Source organism: Microbacterium invictum (assembly GCF_034421375.1).
In the GTDB taxonomy this organism is placed as follows: domain Bacteria; phylum Actinomycetota; class Actinomycetes; order Actinomycetales; family Microbacteriaceae; genus Microbacterium; species Microbacterium invictum_A.
Genome location: NZ_CP139779.1, coordinates 3,200,117 through 3,217,812 on the forward strand (window position 1 = coordinate 3,200,117; position 17,696 = coordinate 3,217,812).

General features: G+C 72.3%; 19 protein-coding genes. 5 read left to right on the forward strand and 14 right to left on the reverse strand.

What is annotated here, in order from left to right; genetic code table 11:
• Positions 1-17: 17 nt before the first annotated feature.
• From T9R20_RS15365 to T9R20_RS15415, 11 genes are all read right to left on the reverse strand, one after another.
• Complete coding sequence (locus T9R20_RS15365; RefSeq protein ID WP_322410199.1) at positions 18-554, reverse strand: GNAT family protein; 537 nt, start codon at positions 552-554, stop codon at positions 18-20.
• 40 nt (positions 555-594) lie between these two features.
• Positions 595-1,335, reverse strand: a complete 741-nt coding sequence (locus T9R20_RS15370) for a sulfite exporter TauE/SafE family protein (protein WP_322410200.1) — start codon at positions 1,333-1,335, stop codon at positions 595-597.
• A gap of 3 nt (positions 1,336-1,338) precedes the next feature.
• Positions 1,339-2,181 carry a uroporphyrinogen-III synthase gene (locus T9R20_RS15375; RefSeq protein ID WP_322410202.1) on the reverse strand — a complete coding sequence of 281 codons (843 nt, stop codon included), beginning with the start codon at positions 2,179-2,181 and terminating at the stop codon, positions 1,339-1,341.
• 158 nt (positions 2,182-2,339) lie between these two features.
• Complete coding sequence (locus tag T9R20_RS15380; RefSeq protein ID WP_322410204.1) at positions 2,340-2,642, reverse strand: hypothetical protein; 303 nt, start codon at positions 2,640-2,642, stop codon at positions 2,340-2,342.
• Complete coding sequence (locus T9R20_RS15385; protein ID WP_322410205.1) at positions 2,632-3,033, reverse strand: phage holin family protein; 402 nt, start codon at positions 3,031-3,033, stop codon at positions 2,632-2,634. The genes T9R20_RS15380 and T9R20_RS15385 overlap by 11 nt, the downstream gene beginning before the upstream one ends.
• Before the next feature lies 1 nt (position 3,034).
• Entirely contained in the window at positions 3,035-3,415 is a 381-nt protein-coding gene (locus T9R20_RS15390) for a hypothetical protein (RefSeq protein WP_322410206.1), read from the reverse strand.
• Between the two features lie 99 nt (positions 3,416-3,514).
• The gene (locus T9R20_RS15395) at positions 3,515-4,990 is read right to left on the reverse strand and encodes a protoporphyrinogen/coproporphyrinogen oxidase (protein WP_322410207.1); all 1,476 of its coding nucleotides are present in this window, start codon (positions 4,988-4,990) and stop codon (positions 3,515-3,517) included.
• Positions 4,974-5,777 (reverse strand): ABC transporter ATP-binding protein, encoded by an 804-nt coding sequence (locus T9R20_RS15400; RefSeq protein ID WP_322410209.1) that lies wholly within the window; start codon positions 5,775-5,777, stop codon positions 4,974-4,976. The genes T9R20_RS15395 and T9R20_RS15400 overlap by 17 nt, the downstream gene beginning before the upstream one ends.
• On the reverse strand, positions 5,774-6,736 hold the full coding sequence (locus tag T9R20_RS15405; RefSeq protein WP_322410211.1) for an ABC transporter ATP-binding protein: 963 nt from the start codon (positions 6,734-6,736) through the stop codon (positions 5,774-5,776). The genes T9R20_RS15400 and T9R20_RS15405 overlap by 4 nt, the downstream gene beginning before the upstream one ends.
• A gap of 4 nt (positions 6,737-6,740) precedes the next feature.
• A complete protein-coding gene (locus tag T9R20_RS15410; RefSeq protein WP_322410212.1) occupies positions 6,741-9,470 on the reverse strand; it encodes an ABC transporter permease in 2,730 nt (909 codons plus the stop codon).
• Positions 9,467-11,860: an FtsX-like permease family protein gene (locus T9R20_RS15415; protein WP_322410213.1), complete on the reverse strand. Its 2,394-nt coding sequence runs from the start codon at positions 11,858-11,860 to the stop codon at positions 9,467-9,469. The genes T9R20_RS15410 and T9R20_RS15415 overlap by 4 nt, the downstream gene beginning before the upstream one ends.
• A gap of 79 nt (positions 11,861-11,939) precedes the next feature.
• On the opposite strand from T9R20_RS15415, the gene T9R20_RS15420 reads away from it, so the two are divergent.
• Together T9R20_RS15420 and T9R20_RS15425 are read left to right on the forward strand one after the other, a co-directional pair.
• Complete coding sequence (locus tag T9R20_RS15420; RefSeq protein WP_322410214.1) at positions 11,940-12,512, forward strand: HhH-GPD-type base excision DNA repair protein; 573 nt, start codon at positions 11,940-11,942, stop codon at positions 12,510-12,512.
• Positions 12,509-12,931 (forward strand): DUF1801 domain-containing protein, encoded by a 423-nt coding sequence (locus T9R20_RS15425; RefSeq protein ID WP_322410215.1) that lies wholly within the window; start codon positions 12,509-12,511, stop codon positions 12,929-12,931. Before T9R20_RS15420 ends, T9R20_RS15425 begins: the two co-directional genes overlap by 4 nt.
• A 1-nt stretch (position 12,932) precedes the next feature.
• Here the strand turns inward: T9R20_RS15425 and T9R20_RS15430 are convergent, their stop codons facing one another.
• From T9R20_RS15430 to T9R20_RS15440, 3 genes are read right to left on the reverse strand one after another with little or no spacing between them, the layout of a single operon-like run.
• Complete coding sequence (locus T9R20_RS15430) at positions 12,933-14,318, reverse strand: glycine--tRNA ligase (RefSeq protein WP_322410217.1); 1,386 nt, start codon at positions 14,316-14,318, stop codon at positions 12,933-12,935.
• 19 nt (positions 14,319-14,337) lie between these two features.
• Complete coding sequence (locus T9R20_RS15435) at positions 14,338-14,700, reverse strand: DUF4870 domain-containing protein (protein WP_322410219.1); 363 nt, start codon at positions 14,698-14,700, stop codon at positions 14,338-14,340.
• Positions 14,697-16,529 carry a glycoside hydrolase family 15 protein gene (locus tag T9R20_RS15440; RefSeq protein ID WP_322410220.1) on the reverse strand — a complete coding sequence of 611 codons (1,833 nt, stop codon included), beginning with the start codon at positions 16,527-16,529 and terminating at the stop codon, positions 14,697-14,699. The genes T9R20_RS15435 and T9R20_RS15440 overlap by 4 nt, the downstream gene beginning before the upstream one ends.
• 162 nt (positions 16,530-16,691) lie before the next feature.
• Between T9R20_RS15440 and T9R20_RS15445 the strand changes: the two genes are divergently transcribed.
• Genes T9R20_RS15445 through T9R20_RS15455 form a run of 3 tightly spaced genes read left to right on the forward strand, consistent with a single transcriptional unit; the run spans position 16,692 to position 17,695 of the window.
• A complete protein-coding gene (locus tag T9R20_RS15445; RefSeq protein WP_322410222.1) occupies positions 16,692-17,012 on the forward strand; it encodes a hypothetical protein in 321 nt (106 codons plus the stop codon).
• A gap of 14 nt (positions 17,013-17,026) precedes the next feature.
• A complete protein-coding gene (locus tag T9R20_RS15450; RefSeq protein WP_124291785.1) occupies positions 17,027-17,338 on the forward strand; it encodes a pore-forming ESAT-6 family protein in 312 nt (103 codons plus the stop codon).
• Positions 17,339-17,350: 12 nt separating this feature from the next.
• Entirely contained in the window at positions 17,351-17,695 is a 345-nt protein-coding gene (locus T9R20_RS15455) for a DUF6507 family protein (protein WP_322410225.1), read from the forward strand.
• Position 17,696: the final 1 nt, after the last annotated feature.

Consider the following 17,696-nt stretch of genomic DNA (forward strand, 5'->3'; position numbering starts at 1 on the left):
CTCCCGGCGCAGACCCCTCACCGTTCGCGGGACAGAAGCGCCCACGAGTCGAGGGTCGTCCATTCGCCCTTGAACCAGTCCGCCTCCACGGCTCGCCCCTCGTGCCGGAAACCCAGTCGGGTGAGGAGCCGCGCGACGGCGGCGTTCCGGGCATCTGAGGTCGCCGTCACCCGGTGCGCGCTGTGGTCGTCAAAGAGCGCGACGACAACGGCACCGAGGGCCTCTCGCGCGACGCCGCGCCCGTGATGCTCGGCGGCGACCGTGACACCCACCTCGTACGAGTCGGGCTGGTCGGCCGACGTGTGCACGGCGACATCGCCGAGGAGGGCGCCGGACGCGGCGTCCCGCACCGCGATCTGCAGCCACTCGCCGGCCGGCGGCGGGAAATCGGCCGGCTGCCCCTCCAGCAGGCGGCCCGCGTCTTCGGCATTGAACTCGGGTGTCCACGACTGCCAGCGCGCGACGTCGGGGTCGCGGCGGTAGGCCACGAACGCGTTGAGGTCGCCGGCACCGAGAGGTGCGAGAACCAGACGGTCCGTCTGCAACGGGATCACGACCGCAGAATACCGCCGGCGAGCGGGGTCGTCACGAGCCTCAGATCAGCAGGTACACCGCGCCGACGATCGTGAGGACGATGACGAGGCGCTCGAACAGCCGCTGATCGATCCGGTCGGCGATCCAGCGACCCCCGAGGGCCCCCGCCACCACGAGCGGGGCGAGGATCGCGTCGAGCACGAGGCCCGGGACGGTGATCAGGCCGAGGCCGATCGAGAAGGGCAGCTTGCTGATGTTCACGATCGCGAAGAGCCAGGCCGCCGTGCCGAGGAACTCCTTGACCGGGAATCGTGCGGCCAGGAAGTACATCGACATCACCGGTCCGGCGGCGTTCGCGACCATCGTCGTGAAGCCCCCCAGGGTGCCGTAGACCGCGGCGGCGCCGCGGCGAGGCGGTCCCTCGACCAGAGCGGAGGCCATGCGGCGCCGCACCAGCGTCACCACGATCACCCCGAGAAGGAGCACCCCGATCGTGCGCTTGACCCAGGCGTCATCGGCGACGGCGAGGAAGAGCACCCCGACCAGCAGCCCGGCCACGATCGCCGGCGCCAGCCGCAGCAGGGCACGCCAGTTGACATGCCGCACGTACATCGTGATGGCGAACATGTCGGCGAGGATCAGCAGCAGGAGGATCGTGCCGGTCGACTCGCGGGCGGGCAGCACCGCGGCGAACGACGCCACAGCGACGGTGCCCGCACCCGGCACCGCGGTCTTCGACAGCCCGATGACCAGCGCCGCGAAGGCCAGGAGCGCCCACGCGAACGGGCTGAGGTCGAGCACCCCTCAGTCTTCGCGGCTGATGCCCGGTAACCGGATCACTCCGGTCTGCGGCGCGAACTCGTCCGCAGCGTGGGGCAGCGAGAACGTCGCGACCGCGGCGATGAGAGCGTCGACCGTCTGGGTCTCGGCGACGACGTCGACCTCGAGACCCGCGCGCCGGGCGTCACGCGCCGTCCGCGGACCGATCGCGGCGATCACCGTCGAGTCGGGGATGCGGGGGAACTGGGCGTGCACCTGCTCGGCCACCGACCCACTGGTAACGAGGATGGCGTTGATGCGGCCGCTCTCGACATCCCGGGCGACGCGGTCGGCGACCGGGACCCCGACGGTGCGATAGGCGACGACGCTGCGCACCCGATGACCGGCGTCGCTGAGGCTCCGCGTGAGGACAGGTTTGGCGATCTCGCTGCGGAGCGTGAGGATGTCGACCGGCTCGGGCTCGAGGGCGATCAGCTGCTCGGCCATCCCCGCCGCGGAGTTGTCGCGCTCGGGCACCAGATCCACCTTGTAACCGACGGCCTGCAGCGCCGCCGACGTGGTCTCACCCACCGCGGCGACCTTCGTCGATGCGGGGATCGTGGCGCGATAGGCGTAGAGCACGTCGACGGTCGTCGCACTCGTCACCGTCAGCCAGCGGAACGCCCCGGCGGCGAGGTCGGTCAGCGCCCTCTCGAGCGTCTCGTGATCCCGGGTGGGAGCGAAGTTGATCAGCGGCGCGATGATCGGGGTCGCCCCCTGCCGACGCAGGGACGCCGCCACCCCGTCGCCCCACGGTCCCCCGCGGGGCACGAGGACGCGCCACCCCACGAGGGGCTTGGCGTGCGGGTCCTGAGCTGCGTGGTTCATTCAGTCGACTCTCGTGGGGCGTTTTCGGCCGCCCGCGCTTCGAGCAACCGACGCGCGCGGGTGCACACGCGCGATCGGCAGCATCCGCTCCATTGCACTGCCTGCTTCCCGAGCATACCCCGGGCCACGCGAGACCGCCTCGCGACCGATATTTCAGTTCACCGCGTGTACGAGCGCACGAACAGCCAGACGAGGCCCCCCACCGTCGCGGCCGCAGCCACCACGGCGGCGGCGGCGGCACCAGGATTGCGCCGCGCGAAATCGCGGGCCCGCCCGACCTCGCGATCGGTCACCTCAGCCACCCGCCGGGGCACGTTCGCCTTCACTTCGATGGCGGCGAGGGCGGCCTTCAGCTCTGCGCGCGCCTGCTCGACCGGGTCGGCGATGCCGATCGGCACAGCGGTGCGGGGAACGGGGACGGGGGCCGCGGCGCTCTTGCGCGGCGAGACCTCAGAGCTCATCGCGCACCTCCTTCACGTCGAGGGCGATCGACTGGACCGGATTCTCGCGGTTCGACAGCCGCCGGAAGCGGAAGTACCCGAACAGGGCCAGGATCACGGCGACGAGGATCATCACGCCGAACACGACGATGGCCGACAGCCACACCGGCCACCACGACGACAGACCCGCGATGACGAAGGTGCCGAGCACGGGCACCGACCAGAACAGGACGAACAGGGCGGCGACGAACCAGCCCGCGCCGATACCGGCGTCCTTCGCGGTCTTGGCGAGCCACTTCTTCGCCGAGTCGATCTCGGCGACGATGAGGTTCTTGACGAGCTCCGGAATCTCGCCGACGAGGGTCAGCAGGCTGTCGTCGGCCCGGTCGCGGAATCCCCGCGGGGTCGTCATATCAGGCTCCGGAGCGGGACGCGGCCGACGAGGCCTCTGCTGCAGCCGACGCGTCCGAAGCGGCGTCGGCGGCGGCATCCTTGACCTTCTCCGCCGACGACTTCGCCGCGCGCTTGACCTCGGCGACCTTCTGGTCACCGGAGGTGTCCTTCGACGTCGCCGCCTTCGTCACCTTGACCGCGCCGTCCCACAGCGTGCTCGGAATCGAGGCGGCGCTGGACTTGGCGAACTGCTTCGCCTTCTCGACCTGCTTCTGCACGGGGGGCTGGTTCCACAGCTTCTCGGCCTGGGTCTTGATCTGCTCGTAGCGCTCACGCCCCGCACGGGATCCCAGGACGTAGCCGGCGGCCAGTCCGATGACCAGCCCGATCTTGCCTCGCATGACGTCTCCTCACGTTCGTCGGGTGAAATCCCTTACACAGTAGCGGCGTATTCCTCTCACGGCATCCGCACTTGACGCGCACCGTCGCGCGGGGCACAATCAACCGGCCACGCCGCCGAAGAGCAGTCCTCGCCGAAGGGCGTCGGCCTCGGCGACCGCGTCCTCGACGACCTGTGCGAGTCCCGTCCCCGCGAGCCACGCTCCGACGATCGCGATTCCCGGCGCCTGGGCCGTGACGGCGCGGACACGCCTCGTGCGCTCGGCTCGGCCGCGCGCCGACTCCGGTGGCGGCTGGTCGTAGCGGTCGCGACGGGTGCCGCGCAGACGCACGCCGTCGAGGGGAAGGGCAAGGAGAGCGGATGCCTCGGCGAGCGCCATCGCCGTCGCCGCAGCGTCGTCGAGGTCCGTCGTGGCGGGTGGGTCGCCCGGGCCGCCGAAGGTCACCCGGACGACGAGCCCCTGCGAGCCGACCTCGGCGCGGAGCCCTTCCCACCGGCCGGTCTGATGCAGCAGGGTCGACGCGCGCCGCGCACCCGGCACGGTGTGGACCACGGGCCCCGGCCGCCCGGCGGCGCCGTCCGGCGCGTCGAAGACGAGCGTCACACACTCCAGCGGCACCGTCGGGGCGATGTCGACCGCCGACGAGGCGACCGCCGGAAGAGCCTCGGCGAGCAGGCCGCGGGCGGCGGGCTCGTCCACCGCGATGACGACGGCGTCGGCGCCCGTCCCCTCCCCGCCTGCCTCGACCAGCCACGGCGCGCCCGCGCCGACGCCCGTGCGCCGGATGCCGGTGACCGTCGCCCCGGTGCGGACCTCGACGCCGAAGTCGGCGAGGCGGGCGGTGAGTCCGTCGATGATCCGCGACATCCCTCCCGAGAGTCCGGCGGGGCCGGCCCTGTCACGGTCGCCCTCACCCTCGCGCTCGGCCCGCAGCGCGGCGACGGCGCCGGCGAGCGATCCGGTGCGGGTCAGAGCGGCGTTGAGCCCGGGCGCAGCGACGTCGACCAGCACGTCGTCGGGATCGACCGCGTAGCCGCCGACGCTCAGGGGAGCGACCAGCCGATCGCGGACCCGGTCGCCCATGCGGGTGCGGACGAGACGACCGAGGCTCTGCTCCTGGCCGATCGTCAGCGGGGGGCGGAGGCGATCGAGGTAGGCGCGCCAGGCGCCCGACCACCCGATGTGACGGCGGACGTCGTCGGCCCATGCGTTGGCGGGGATGCCGAGCACGGTCTCGGCGGGAAGGGGCGCGACACCCGATGGTCCCGCGATCCATCGCCCCTCGTGATCGGGACGGATCACCTCGGCGCCGAGCCCGACCTCGTCGAGGACGGCCGCGACGGCGCCGCCCCGCGTGGCGAATCCGTCGGCGGCGAGATCGACCTCGACCCCACCGACCTCCTCCCGGCGGACGACACCGCCGAGTCGAGCGTCCCGCTCGAGGACGGTGACCTGCATCCCGACCTTCGCGCACTCCAGCGCCGCGACGAGCCCCGCCATCCCGCCGCCGACGACGATCACCGTCCGATCCGCGGGATCGACGGGGACGGGTGCGGCCTCAGCGCCGCCGGTCACGGCGCAGCCTCCCTTCGGCAGCGGGTTCGGCGGGTTGGGTGGGTGCAGCGGGTTCGGCGGGTTGGGCGGCGGCGGCGTCGGAGGCGGGTTCGGCGGCGTCGGCGGCGATGAGCCGGCCGTCGTGCAGCTCGGCGACACGGTCGGCGCGCGCGCGCAGGATCGGATCGTGGGTGGCCACCACCGCGGCGATGCCCCGGGTGTGGACGAGGTCGACGATGAGGTCCATCACCGCGGCCGCGGTGCGGGAGTCCAGCTGCGCGGTCGGCTCGTCGGCGATGAGCACCCGCGGCTCGGCGACGATCGCCCGAGCGATTCCGACCCGCTGCTGTTGACCGCCCGACAGCTCTGCGGGGCGCTGTGCGGCATGGTCGGCGAGGCCCACGAGCCGCAGTGCCTCGGCGACCCGCGCATCGCGCTCGGCCGGATCGGTGCGCGCGATCCGCAGCGGCAGCTCGACGTTCTCGGCAGCCGAGAGCACCGGGATGAGCCCGAAGGACTGGAAGACGAAGCCGAGATCGCGCCGCCGGATCTCGGCGAGCGCGTCCTCGTCGAGGGCGGTGACCTCGGTCTCACCCACCCAGACCCGCCCGGCGTCGGGGCGGTCGAGGGTGCCGAGGAGGTTCAGAAGGGTCGTCTTGCCTGCGCCCGACGGCCCGGTGACGACCACGAGCTCGCCAGGACGTGCGTCGAGATCGACCTCGACGCAGGCATGCACCTCGCCGGCGGCACTGCGGAACGTGCGCGTGAGACCCTCCCCGCGGAGGGCGGTCGCGCCCGCCCTGCTCACGACCGGTCCTCCGCGGAAGCGTCCGCCGCGGCATCCGCTGTCTCCCCCGGCCGCACCTGCACGTGATCGGGCTCGAGCGCCAGCCGCACCCGGTCGCGGAGGTCGAGCGCGGCGACGAACTCATCCGGGAGCTGCAGTCGCCCCACACGGTCGAGCACGGCGTACTCCTCGGCGATGTGCTCCTCGGCGCCGTGCTCGTCGACGCGAGTGGAGCGGAGCACCTCGGTGGAGGTGCGCCCGTCGCGGATCTGCACTGTGCGGGCGACGTGGTCTGACACCCCGGGGTCGTGCGTGACGATGAGGGTCGTGATGCCGCGCTCGCGATTGACCGTCCGCATGGCCTCGAGCACCTGGGCGCTCGTGGTGTCGTCGAGCTCACCCGTCGGCTCGTCGGCGAGGAGCACCCGGGGGTCGTTGGCGATGCCGACGGCGATCGCGACGCGCTGCTGCTCGCCGCCCGACATCTCCGCCGGCCGGCGGTCGGCGCAGTGCCCCACCTGGACGAGATCGAGGAGCTCCGACACCCGCGCCTGCCGGGCCGCGGGCCCGCGGGGCGTGCCCGTCACGGCCAGGCTCGCCGCGACGTTCTCGGCGGCGGTGAGGTAGGGGAAGAGGTTCCGCGAGGTCTGCTGCCAGACGAACCCGACGCTGCGTCGGCGGAAGCCCACCCGCTCCTTCTCCTTCATCGTCAGCAGGTCGTGGCCGGCGACCATCGCCACCCCGGCGGTCGGGCGGTCGAGGCTGGAGAGGATCGACAGCAGCGTCGATTTGCCTGAGCCCGACGCGCCGACGACGGCGACGAGCTCGCCGGCGTCGACGCGGAGGTTGAGCCCCTGGAGGGCCTGCACCTCGATTCCCGGCCCCGAGGACGTGGGCACCTGGAAGATGCGCACGAGGTCGGCGCACCAGATGTCGGCGTCGGGAGCGGCCCCCGGGCGGGGACGGGTCGTGGGGTCCATGGTCCTATCCTTCCTCGACCGTGCGCAGGAGGCGCGAGGCACGGGCGCGGCGCGAGACGGCGAGAGCGACGACGGTGGCGAAGAGAACGAGCGCGGCGAAGGCGCCGAGGGTGAGGCCGAGGATCAGCGGGTCGACGGCGTAGCCGGGTGGCGCCGTCGACCCCGTGAAGGATCTGAGATCCACCCCGGCGAGGACGACGAGGGGCACGAGAGCGCCGAAGAGCGTCCCCGCGACGAGGGCGGCCAGGCCCGCCGGCGCGACCTCCCACGCCGCCAGGGCGCGACCGATCCCGGCGGGGGCGCCGAGGGTGCGCAGGAGCGCCAGCAGCCGGGTCCGCGGTGCGGCGGCGAGCGTGAGCGTCATCACCACCGCGACCGCGCCGAGGAGCGCGGCGAGCGCCGTCGCGGCCAGCAGCGCGGCGCGCAGGCCCCCGACGGCGGGACTCGCCTGGATGTCGTCGGTGATCTCGCGCGCCGTGTCGATGCGGAGCGCGGGGCTCACCACCGTCCGCACCTCGTCGACCACCGCGGCGGGGTCGGCGTCGGGCGCCAACCGGAGCAGGGCGGTGCGGTCGCTCGGGTCGCGGCCGAGCACCTCCTCGGCGGCCGAGGCGTCGAAGGCAAGCCACGCCGCGCGCGCCCCGATCGGCGCCGGCCCGTCGAGCACTCCCACCACCTCGGCGGGAGTGGAGCCGACCCGGAGTCCGCCGCGACCGTCGATCTCGTCGGCGAGTGCCGCGGAGACCACGATGGGGAGCGACCCCTCGGTCGGGGTGAGCGAGACGCCCGGCGGCAGCATCCCGGGCCCCTCGCCCTGGACCGCCCGGAGGTCTTGGGCGTCGACGACGAACGCCGACGTGCCGACCCGTTCGCCGTCGATGTCGAGGGTGACGGGATCGGCACCCGAGATGCCGGTCGCTCCGGCGACCCCGTCGAGAGCGCTCAGCTGCGCGAGCTGATCGCGGGTGATGATCCCGCCCGCCACGCGGATGTCGGCCCCGATCTGCGCGCCCGCCGAGCGGTCGATGCCCGCCTGGACGGTGGAGAGGAGGATGCCGGAAGACACCGCCACCGACACTCCGACCACGAGCGCGAGCACCGGGGTGAGTCCGATCGCCGGTTCGCGCAGCGCCCGGACCGCGCCGAGGTAGCCGCCGACATCGCGCGCCGCGCGCGAGCGCCGGAGGATCGCCGCCAGGGGCAGCGGATAGAGCCGGAGCGTTACGACGCACGCGACGAGGGCGAGAAGGAGCGGTGTCGCGGCGGTGAGCAGATCGGCCCCGTCGCCCGCTCCCCGCACGAGCAGCAGGGTGAGCGCGAGCGCCGCCAGGACGAGCACCGCACCCTCGAGGACGATTCGCAGGCGCGAGCTTCGCCCCCCGAGGTCGGCGCGGGGCCGGCGTTCCGCCGCCGACGGGGCGAGCGCGGCGAGGACGGCGGCCGGGACGAGGCCTACGGCGAGGGCGACGCCGACCCCGGTGGCTTCGGGCACGCCACCGAGAGTCCCCCACGCGAGCGCGACGCCGATCCCGACACCCAGAAGTGCAGGGAGGATGCCGCAGGCGACGCCGTCGAGCGCGAGCAGAGCGCGGAGCTGCCCGTGGTCGGCGCCGCGCGCGGACAGGAGGCGGAGGGCGGGCCGGCGACGCTCGAGCACGAGTCGGCAGCCGAGGATCAGCACCGCGGCGGCCACGCCGATGGGGCCGGAGGCGATCATGGCGACCACCCCCGCGGTCGCCCGCTCCTGGGCGAGCGCCGCGTCGATCGCGCCGATCACGTCGGCGGTGAAGCGCAGGCTCAGGATGCCGCCGGTGCCGGCGGAGGTCTCGGCGACGGTGTGCCCCACGGCGGTCAGGAGCCGGAGGCCCGCCGCCACCGCCTCGGCATCGCGCGCGTCGACCGCGGTCGCGTCGAAGGGGTACCAGACGGTCGTGGTGACGCTCGCCCCCTGCGGGGAGGTCGCGCGAAGGGACGCCGGGTGGGCGAACCCCGTGCCGGTGACGACGCGCGGCAGGTTGCCGTCGTCGAAGATGTTCGGCTCGAGCACCGAGGGAACGTGCTGCCAGTACGGGCTGCCCGCATCGGCGGGGCCGAACACACCGACGAGCACGACGTCGACCACGCCGGCGAAACCAGTGATCTGACGCGTGACACCGACGTCCCAGCCGAGCTCGTCGGCCGTGTCGGTCGAGAGGACGATCTCGATCCTGCCGAAGGCCTGCCCCTCCGGGACCTCGGTGCCAGGCGGGACGAAAACGGCGGGGTCGGGGAGTCGACCCTCGACGATCTCGATCTGGTCGGCGTACCGGGGGTCGACGGCGATGGCGATCTCGGCGGTTCCCGGTTCATCGGCGAGGGCGGAGGCCGAGCCGACGGCGACCGTCCGCGCCGGCTGCAGGATGTCGGGGAGCGGCGGAGCCGCCTCGGCGCGGATGCTCTCGACCTCGGCGGTGAAGTCGGCCCAGACGTCGTCGACCACGGTCGGATTCGAGAAGAGCACCTCCGGAGCTACCTGCGGGATGCCGTTCTCGTCGGCCACGACGTCGCGCTCCACTGCGCTCAGCCCGGCGAGGCGGTACTGCACGGTCGCATCGCCGAGGCGCGCGAGGGCGACGGGTGCGGCGGTGGCGAGTACGGTCAGCACCACGACGAGCGCAGCCACCACGAGCCCGCCGCCCGAGGCGAAGCCGAGGTGGTGGCGCAGGAGCGCCGCCCGGGTGACCCGGCCCGTCATCGCGCCTCCTCCCCTACGACCGCAGCGCGCGCGGCCCGCCGGACGCCGAGGCTCGCGCCGACGACGAGGAGGGCGAGCCCGGCGACGAGCGCCGCCACGACGCCGGCGATCGGCAGCCACGCCGGCTGGAGCGCGAGCGCCGCGGGAAGGATGCCGGGGGTCGTCGCGCGGACGAGGGGCGCCGCGAGGACGAGGGCGACCGCCGCACCCGCGACGGCCCCGAGGAGGACCGCCCCGCCGAGGATCGCTGCGAGCTCGCCCGCGCGGAGGCGCGCCTGCCGCCCGGCGGTGACCCCGAGCGCGCGGAGCACGGCCAGCTCGGGGCCTCGGGCCAGCGCGAGGGACTGGACGATCGCGAGCGTGGCGATGAGCGCGAGCACGGCGGCCCCGCCTGCGGCCACCCCCCACCCCGGAACCAGCACCCCGACCATCCGATCCGCCACGCCGGGAGCGGCGATCCGGACGGCCCGGTCGCCCAGAGCCGCGCTCAGCGCGGCATCGGAATCCGGGCGACCCGCGGCCCAGACGCTCCCGGGCGAGGCGAACGACGTCCCGCGCTGGAGCGACGCGACCAGCAGATCGTCGGTCACGGCGAACACGGCGTCGGCACGGGCTGCGCCCGGGATGGCACCGACGACCGAGGCGACGAGCACCTCGCCCCGTCGACCCGTGCCGGCGACCCGGTAGTCCAGACGGTCGCCCTCCGCGACGCCGAACCGCGCCGCGAACGCCTCGGAGACCGCGACCCGCAGGGCCTGGACCTGCGGGTCGGCGGCTCCGCGTTCCTGACCGTCGGCGAGCCAGACGACCTGCTCGCGCTCCCCGTCGCCGAAGGTCGCGGAACCGGCGAGATCGAGGACGTCGCCGCCGATCGCCTCGACCTCCGCGACCGTCACCGTCCCCGTGGGCGCGCCGGGGGTGGGGCCGACCCGCATGACGAGGGCGGCCAGCGACCACGGCGCGGTTCCTTCGGGGAGCTCCGCCTCGGCGACCACCCGGTCGGGGGCGATCGCCGACAGCGTGAGCGGCTGTGCCACGGGCGTTCCGCGCGCGTCGAGCAGCACTGCGAGCGGCTGCAGCGAGCCGCTCACGTCGGCCCCCGTCCATTCGGCGGTGAGGGCGAGCGAGAGTCCGGTGGCGGTGCCGCCGAGCGGCACGGGCGCGGCGCGCACGACGCCGTCGGCATCCCCGCCGGTCACGGCGGCGACGAGGGCCGACGGGTCGGCCGCGCCGCCGGCGTCGGTCATGACCTCCGCAGCCAATGTCGCGGGCAGGGCGACGAGGTCGACCTCGTCGTCGCCCAGCTCGAGGACGTCGGTCACCGCCCCGGCCGCCTCGTCGACGCCGTCGAGCCCGGCGGTGGCGACCAGATCCGCCGGCGAGGCGCTCTGGGGAGCGAGGTCGACGCGCAGGTCGGCGCCCACTCGCAGCGCCGCGGAGTTCGTCGCGGCAGCGGTCCAGGTACCGGCGAACGCACCGGCGAGGATCGCCTGGGCGACCGTCAGCGCCACCAGCAGCACCGCCACGGCCGAGTGCGGGAGCCGACGCGCGACCTGACGGCGGCCGAGCGCGGACTGCCATCCCCGGGCGCGGAGCGCCGGCAGGGCGGCGAGGCGGGCGAAGGCACCGAACACCGCGAGGACCGCGAGCGCGGCGGCGAGCAGCACGACCGGCGGCGTGAGCGCGACGACGGGATCGAACCCTCCGGCCCGGGCGAACCCGAGCTGCCAGAGGCCGATCACCGCGGCGACGACGACGAGCGCGACGGCGACGATGGTCGTCGCCCGCGCACCTCGGCGGCTCGAGACCGAGCGCCGTGCGAGCGCCACGACGAGGACGACCCCGAGCACGACGGCGACGAGCGCCCCCGCCCCGACCAGCACGGCGACCGCCGCCGGCGACAGGGCCGCCGCCGCGGCATCCGTCCCTGCGATCGGAAGCGCGAGCCCGGCGGCCAACGCGGCACCCCCGATCGTGCCGGCGGCCGTGACCGCCAGCCCTTCGCCGACGTGCAGGGCAAGAGCCTGACCGCGTGAGAGCCCCCGGGCGCGGGCGGTGTCGGTCTCGTGCTCGCGCGAGGCCGCGAGGAGCCGACCGAGCTGCGCCACCGCGGCTCCCGCCACGACGGCGACCGTGAGGATCAGGGCCGGAAGCGCCGAGGCGAGCGAGGCCGCGCCGAGGGCGACGGCGGTCTCGACCTCGTCCTCGGGCGTGCCGGCGGGCGCGGCGGCACGAGCGAGCGGCGCGGCGTCACCGGTGACGACGAGGATGAGGAGCAGGGTGGCCACCGCGACGGCGACGGTCGCCGAGAGGGCGAGGAGGTACCCGGCGCGGGCACGGGTTCTGCGCAGGACCAGACGGGTCGTGACGAGAGCGTGCCGATCCGCCAACCTTCCGCACCCCCGTCCCGTTCGATGGCCTGTTCCGATCGATGGCTCCTGACAACCTAACGGGTGGGAGACTGGCGGCATGACGCTGCACATCACCGGTGATGAAAAGGCCGACCGCCTGCTCAGTGACGACCCGCTCGCACTGCTGATCGGGATGCTGCTGGATCAGCAGGTGGCGATGGAGACCGCGTTCGCCGGTCCGCTGAAGATCTCCGAACGCGCGAGCACCTTCGACGCGGCCGCGCTCGCGGGCTTCGACCCCGACGCCTTCGCCGAGCTGTTCTCGGAGACGCCGGCTGTCCACCGCTTCCCCGGCTCGATGGCCTCGCGGGTGCAGTCCCTGTGCACCGCGGTCGTGGACGAGTGGGACGGCGACGCTTCGGCGATCTGGACGCGCGGCGAGCCGGACGGCGCCGAGGTGCTCACGCGCCTGAAGAAGCTCCCCGGCTTCGGGGAGCAGAAGGCGAAGATCTTCCTCGCCCTCCTCGGCAAGCAGTACGGCTTCGCCGGCGAGGGCTGGCGCGAGGCGTCGGCGCCCTACGGCGAGGAGGGGTCGTTCCGCAGCGTCGCCGACATCGTCTCGCCCGAATCGCTGACGAAGGTGCGCGAGTACAAGCGGGCGTTGAAGGCCAAAGCGAAGGAGTCGTCGTGAGATCCACTGGAGGGAGCGTCGACGAGTACATTGCGGCCGTGACGCCGGAGCGCCGGAGGCGCGACGCCGAGACGCTCGTGGCGATGATGCGCGAGATCTCCGGCCGCGAGCCGGAGCTCTGGGGCACGATCATCGGCTTCGGCAGCTGCCACTACCGCTACCCCACCGGCACCGAGGGTGACATGCCCCTGTTGTCGTTCGCGCCGCGGAAGGCGTCGACGACGGTCTACGTGGATGCGGTCGCCGCGCACACGGACGACCTGGCGAGACTCGGTCCGCACACCTCGAGCGTGTCATGCATCTACGTGAAGGACCTCGACAAGGTCGATCTCGACGTGCTCCGGCACATCCTCGTGCAGAGCTTCGCCTCGGTCACCAGCGGCGGCGGTGAATACGCCGCCATCACGGTCACCGGCTGAGTCAGGCGCCCTTCAGACGCTCCGCGAGGTAGGCGTGCAGGCCCTCGAGGGGCACGCGCTGCTGACCCATCGTGTCGCGGTCGCGGACGGTGACCGCCCGATCCTCGAGCGAGTCGAAATCGATCGTGACGCAGAACGGAGTGCCGATCTCGTCCTGGCGGCGGTAGCGACGACCGATCGCGCCGGCGTCGTCGAAGTCGACGTTCCACTGCCCGCGCAGGTCGTCGGCCACCTCGCGGGCGATCGGCGAGAGCTGCTCGTTGCGCGAGAGCGGCAGCACGGCCGCCTTCACCGGAGCCAGGCGCGGATCCAGGCGGAGCACGGTGCGCTTGTCGGTGCCGCCCTTGGCGTTCGGTGCCTCCTCCTCGTGGTAGGAGTCGACGAGGAACGCCATCATCGACCGGGTCAGGCCGAACGAGGGCTCGATGACGTAGGGCGTGTACTTCTCGCCCGACGCCTGATCGAAGAAGGTGAGCGACTGCCCCGACGCCTCGCTGTGGCTCTTGAGGTCGTAGTCGGTGCGGTTCGCGACGCCCATGAGCTCGCCCCACTCCTTGCCGGGGAAGCCGAAGCGGTACTCGAGGTCGATGGTGCCGGCGGAGTAGTGCGCGCGGTCTTCGGCGGGCACGTCGAAGCGGCGCATGTTCGCCTCGTCGATGCCGAGGTCGACGAACCAGTTCCAGCACGCCTCGACCCAGTCGTGGAACCACGTCTCGGCCTCGGCAGGCGGAGTGAAGAACTCGATCTCCATCTGCTCGAACTCGCGGGTGCGGAAGATGAAGTTGCCCGGCGTGATCTCGTTGCGGAACGCCTTCCCCACCTGGCCGACGCCGAACGGCGGCTTCTTGCGGCTCGCGGTGAGCACGTTGGAGAAGTTGACGAAGATGCCCTGCGCGGTCTCGGGGCGGAGGTAGTGCAGGCCCGACTCGTCGTCGACGACACCGAGATAGGTCTTCATCAGACCCGAGAACGCCTTCGGCTCGGTGTACTGCCCCTTCGTGCCGCAGTTCGGGCAGGGCACGTCGGCCAGGCCGTTCTCGGCAGCGCGGCCCTTGCGGGCCTCGAAGTCCTCGATGAGAGTGTCGGCGCGGAAGCGCCGGTGGCACTGCAGGCACTCCACGAGGGGGTCGGTGAAGGTGGCGACATGGCCCGAGGCCTCCCACACGCGCTTGGGGAGGATGATCGAGGAGTCCAGACCCACCATGTCGCCGCGCCCGCGGACGAACGTCTGCCACCACTGGCGGCGGATGTTCTCCTTCAGCTCCGTGCCGAGCGGGCCGTAGTCCCACGCGGAGCGCGATCCGCCGTAGATCTCGCCCGCTTGGAAGACGAACCCGCGATGGCGAGCGAGGGCGATGACTTTGTCGAGACGGGACTGGTCGGGCACCCGTCGATTCTAGTGAGGGCTATCGGACCATCGGGATCGACATCGGGTAGGTGTACCACTCGCCGCGGTTCGCCTTCACCGCCGCGATGATGCAGAACACGATGTTGAGCACGTACGCCGCGAGGATGACGAGCAGCCCGATGAAGAAGAACGTCAGGATGATGCCGGCGAAGTAGGCGATGATCAGCGTCAGCTGGAAGTTCAGCGCGGTCGCGGTGTGCGCGCGGATGAACGGCCCTCGGTCCTTCAGGACGAGGTATCCGATGAGCGGGGCCAGGAACCCGAAGAAGAGCCCCCCGAGGTGGATGAGGGTGGCCCAGAGCTTCTCGTCGGAGGGGCTCATCGGTGTGGCGGCGGGCGGAACGGGCGGTGGAGTGGTCATTTTCCCAGCATCCTGTCGAGGTTGACGGCGGCGTTGATGAGGGCGAGGTGGCTGAAGGCCTGGGGGAAGTTGCCGAGCTGTTCGCCCGTGAGGCCGATCTCCTCGGCGTAGAGGCCGAGGTGGTTGGCGTAGGTGAGCATCTTCTCGAACGTCAGCCGCGCGTCCTCCAGTCGTCCGGAGCGGGCGAGAGCGTCGACGTACCAGAACGAGCAGAGGGTGAAGGTGCCCTCCGACCCGCGGAGGCCGTCGGGAGATGCGGCGGGGTTGTAGCGGTAGACGAGGCTGTCGGAGACGAGCTCGTCGTCCATCGCGCGGAGGGTGGACAGCCACATCGGGTCGCGTGGCGAGATGAAGCCGGTCCGCGGCATGACCAGGAGCGAGGCATCGAGCACGTCCGTCCCCTCGTGCTGGACGAAGGCATGACGGCGGTCGTCCCACCCGGCGGTCATGATCTCGCGATAGAGAGCGTCGCGCTCGGCACGCCATCGGACGATGTCGGCGGGCTTGCCCCCCGACTCGGCGAGGCGGATACCGCGGTCCAGCGCCACCCAGCACATCAGGCGGCCGAAAGTGAAGCGCTGCCGGCCGCCGCGGGTCTCCCAGACGCCCTCCTCGTCGCGCTGCCAGTTGTCGCAGACCCAGTCGAGCATCCGGCTCACCTGCGACCATCCCCGATGCGGCAGACGGAGACCGTGCGCGTCGGCCTCGGCGATGGAGTCCATCGCCTCGCCGTAGATGTCCAGCTGCAGCTGGTCTTCGGCGCCGTTGCCGATGCGGACGGGCCGCGAGTCCCGGTAGCCCGAGAGGCCCGTGAGCGTCGTCTCGTCGAGGTCGTGCGTGCCGTCGACCCGGTACATGATCTTCAGCGGTCCGGAATCGTCGCCGACGCTCTCCTGGACGCGGTCGGTCAGCCAGCCGACGAACGCCTCGGCCTCGTCGACGTAGCCGAGGCCGAGGAGCGCCGACACCGAGAATGAGGCGTCGCGGATCCACGTGTACCGGTAGTCCCAGTTGCGCTCACCGCCCACCTGCTCCGGAAGAGCGGTCGTGGGGGCGGCGACCATCGCGCCGCTGGGCGCATACGTGAGGAGCTTCAGAGTGATGGCCGAGCGGCTGACCATCTCGCGCCAGCGGCCCCGGTAGGTGGAGCGGTCGACCCACTCGCGCCAGAAGCGCTGGGTGCGACGGAACATGCGGTCGAGCTCTGAGGTCTCGACCCGGGATGCCGCGGCTCCCCCGGTCTCCAGCAGCAGCCCGGTGCTCTCGCCGGCGCGGAGCTCTCCGCGCACGCGCAGGGCGCCGTCGACCATCTCCAGGTGGCCCGCCGGTGCGCCGTCGCGCTGGATGACGTCGCCGACGCGGTGGACGGTGAGGGTCTGACCGGCACCGGCGAACACGACGCCGTGCTCGGGTGAGGCCTCGATACTCTCGGGGTGCTGACCGTATCCGAAGCGGGGGCGGACCTCGGCCTCGAACTCCATCGCGCCGCGCACGACGCGGATGAGGCGTGCGATGCGATGCCGCTGCGTGTGGCTTTTCCCCGCGATCGGCATGAAGTCGACGACCTCGCCGACGCCGTCCTCGGTCATGAACCGGGTGACGAGGATGGCGGTATCGGGGAGGTAGAGCTGCCGGGTCACGACGTCGTCGGCGATCGGGCGGATGCTGCAGAAACCGCCCTTGCCGGCATCCAGGAGCGACCCGAAGATGCTGGGGGAATCGAATCTCGGCGCGCAGAACCAGTCGATGGTGCCGTCCGTCGACACGAGCGCCGCGGTCTGCAGATCTCCGATCACACCGTGGTCGGCGATGTTGGGGTATTCCGCCATGAGCGCCTTCCCGTCCGACCCGTGGTGGCCATCGGTCCCATCGTGGCAGGTGAGGCGTGCGAAAAGGAGAGTTCTCTCATCTGGTTGGACCGATGTATCGGCCCTGTTTAGGCTGTGGAAGTCGTTGTCCACGATTCGGGGAGGTACGCGATGAAGTTCGCGATGGGGGCTGACACGCTGGGCGTGCTGGGGAAGGCGACCTCGGGGTCGAGCGACGAGCTGGCGCTGCTCGTGCGCCAGCTGCTCGAGGCGGCGGAGCCGCTGGAGGGCCAGTTCCAGGGAGCGGGGCGCGTGGCGTTCGACCGCTTCAAGACCCGCACGGACGCGATCTCGGGCGAGCTGAAGCTCGCCCTGGACGGCGTGCTCGGCGGCATCGCCGGAATGGACCGCTCGTTCCAGGAGGGTGAGGCGTCGATGGTCGACTCCACCACCAGCCTCGAGTCGGGTTCATCGTTCGACGCGGCGCGCTTCGGCGCTCGATGACGGAGGGGATCATCATGGCCAATCAGGGTGACCGCCGAGATTACAGCATTCCGGCATCGCAGAACGCGCAGGACAACTTCAACCGCGTGGCCGCTCAGCTCGAGACGCTGATCGACGCGCACGACCGCGACGTGAACGCGGCGATGGCCGACTACGCCGCCGACGGCGTGTCGGAGGACTACCGCGCCAAGGAGCTGCGCTGGAAGAACGCCGCCGGCGAGGTGCGTTCGATCATCCAGACGCTCCGTTCGTCGCTGGAGCGCAACGACGAGTCGGCGCAGACCGCTCTGAGCAAGGCCCGCACTGCGGTCGAGTCCATCGGCTGAGGGGGCTGACCTGTGACGGGCTGGAGAATCCAACCGTCGGGGGTCGTCGCCGTACTGCAGGACGTCAACGTCGATGCCGAGGCTCTCGGCACGGCGCTGAACAACCTCAGTCCCGCCCTCGAGGGGGCGGTGACCGCCACGCAGTCGGCCGCGATCGCCGAGGCGGTGCAGTCGTACTTCCAGATTCAGGAGGGTCCCCGCATCCAGGGGATGAGCACCCGGATCGGCGCCGCCGCGACCGGTGTGGTGAGCGCGACGGAAGCGTACGTGCAGGGTGACATGGAGATGGCCGCCAATGCGCAGTCCGCGGCGCACGCGACGGTCTATCCGCCCGTACTGCCACCGGGGGTGATGTGAG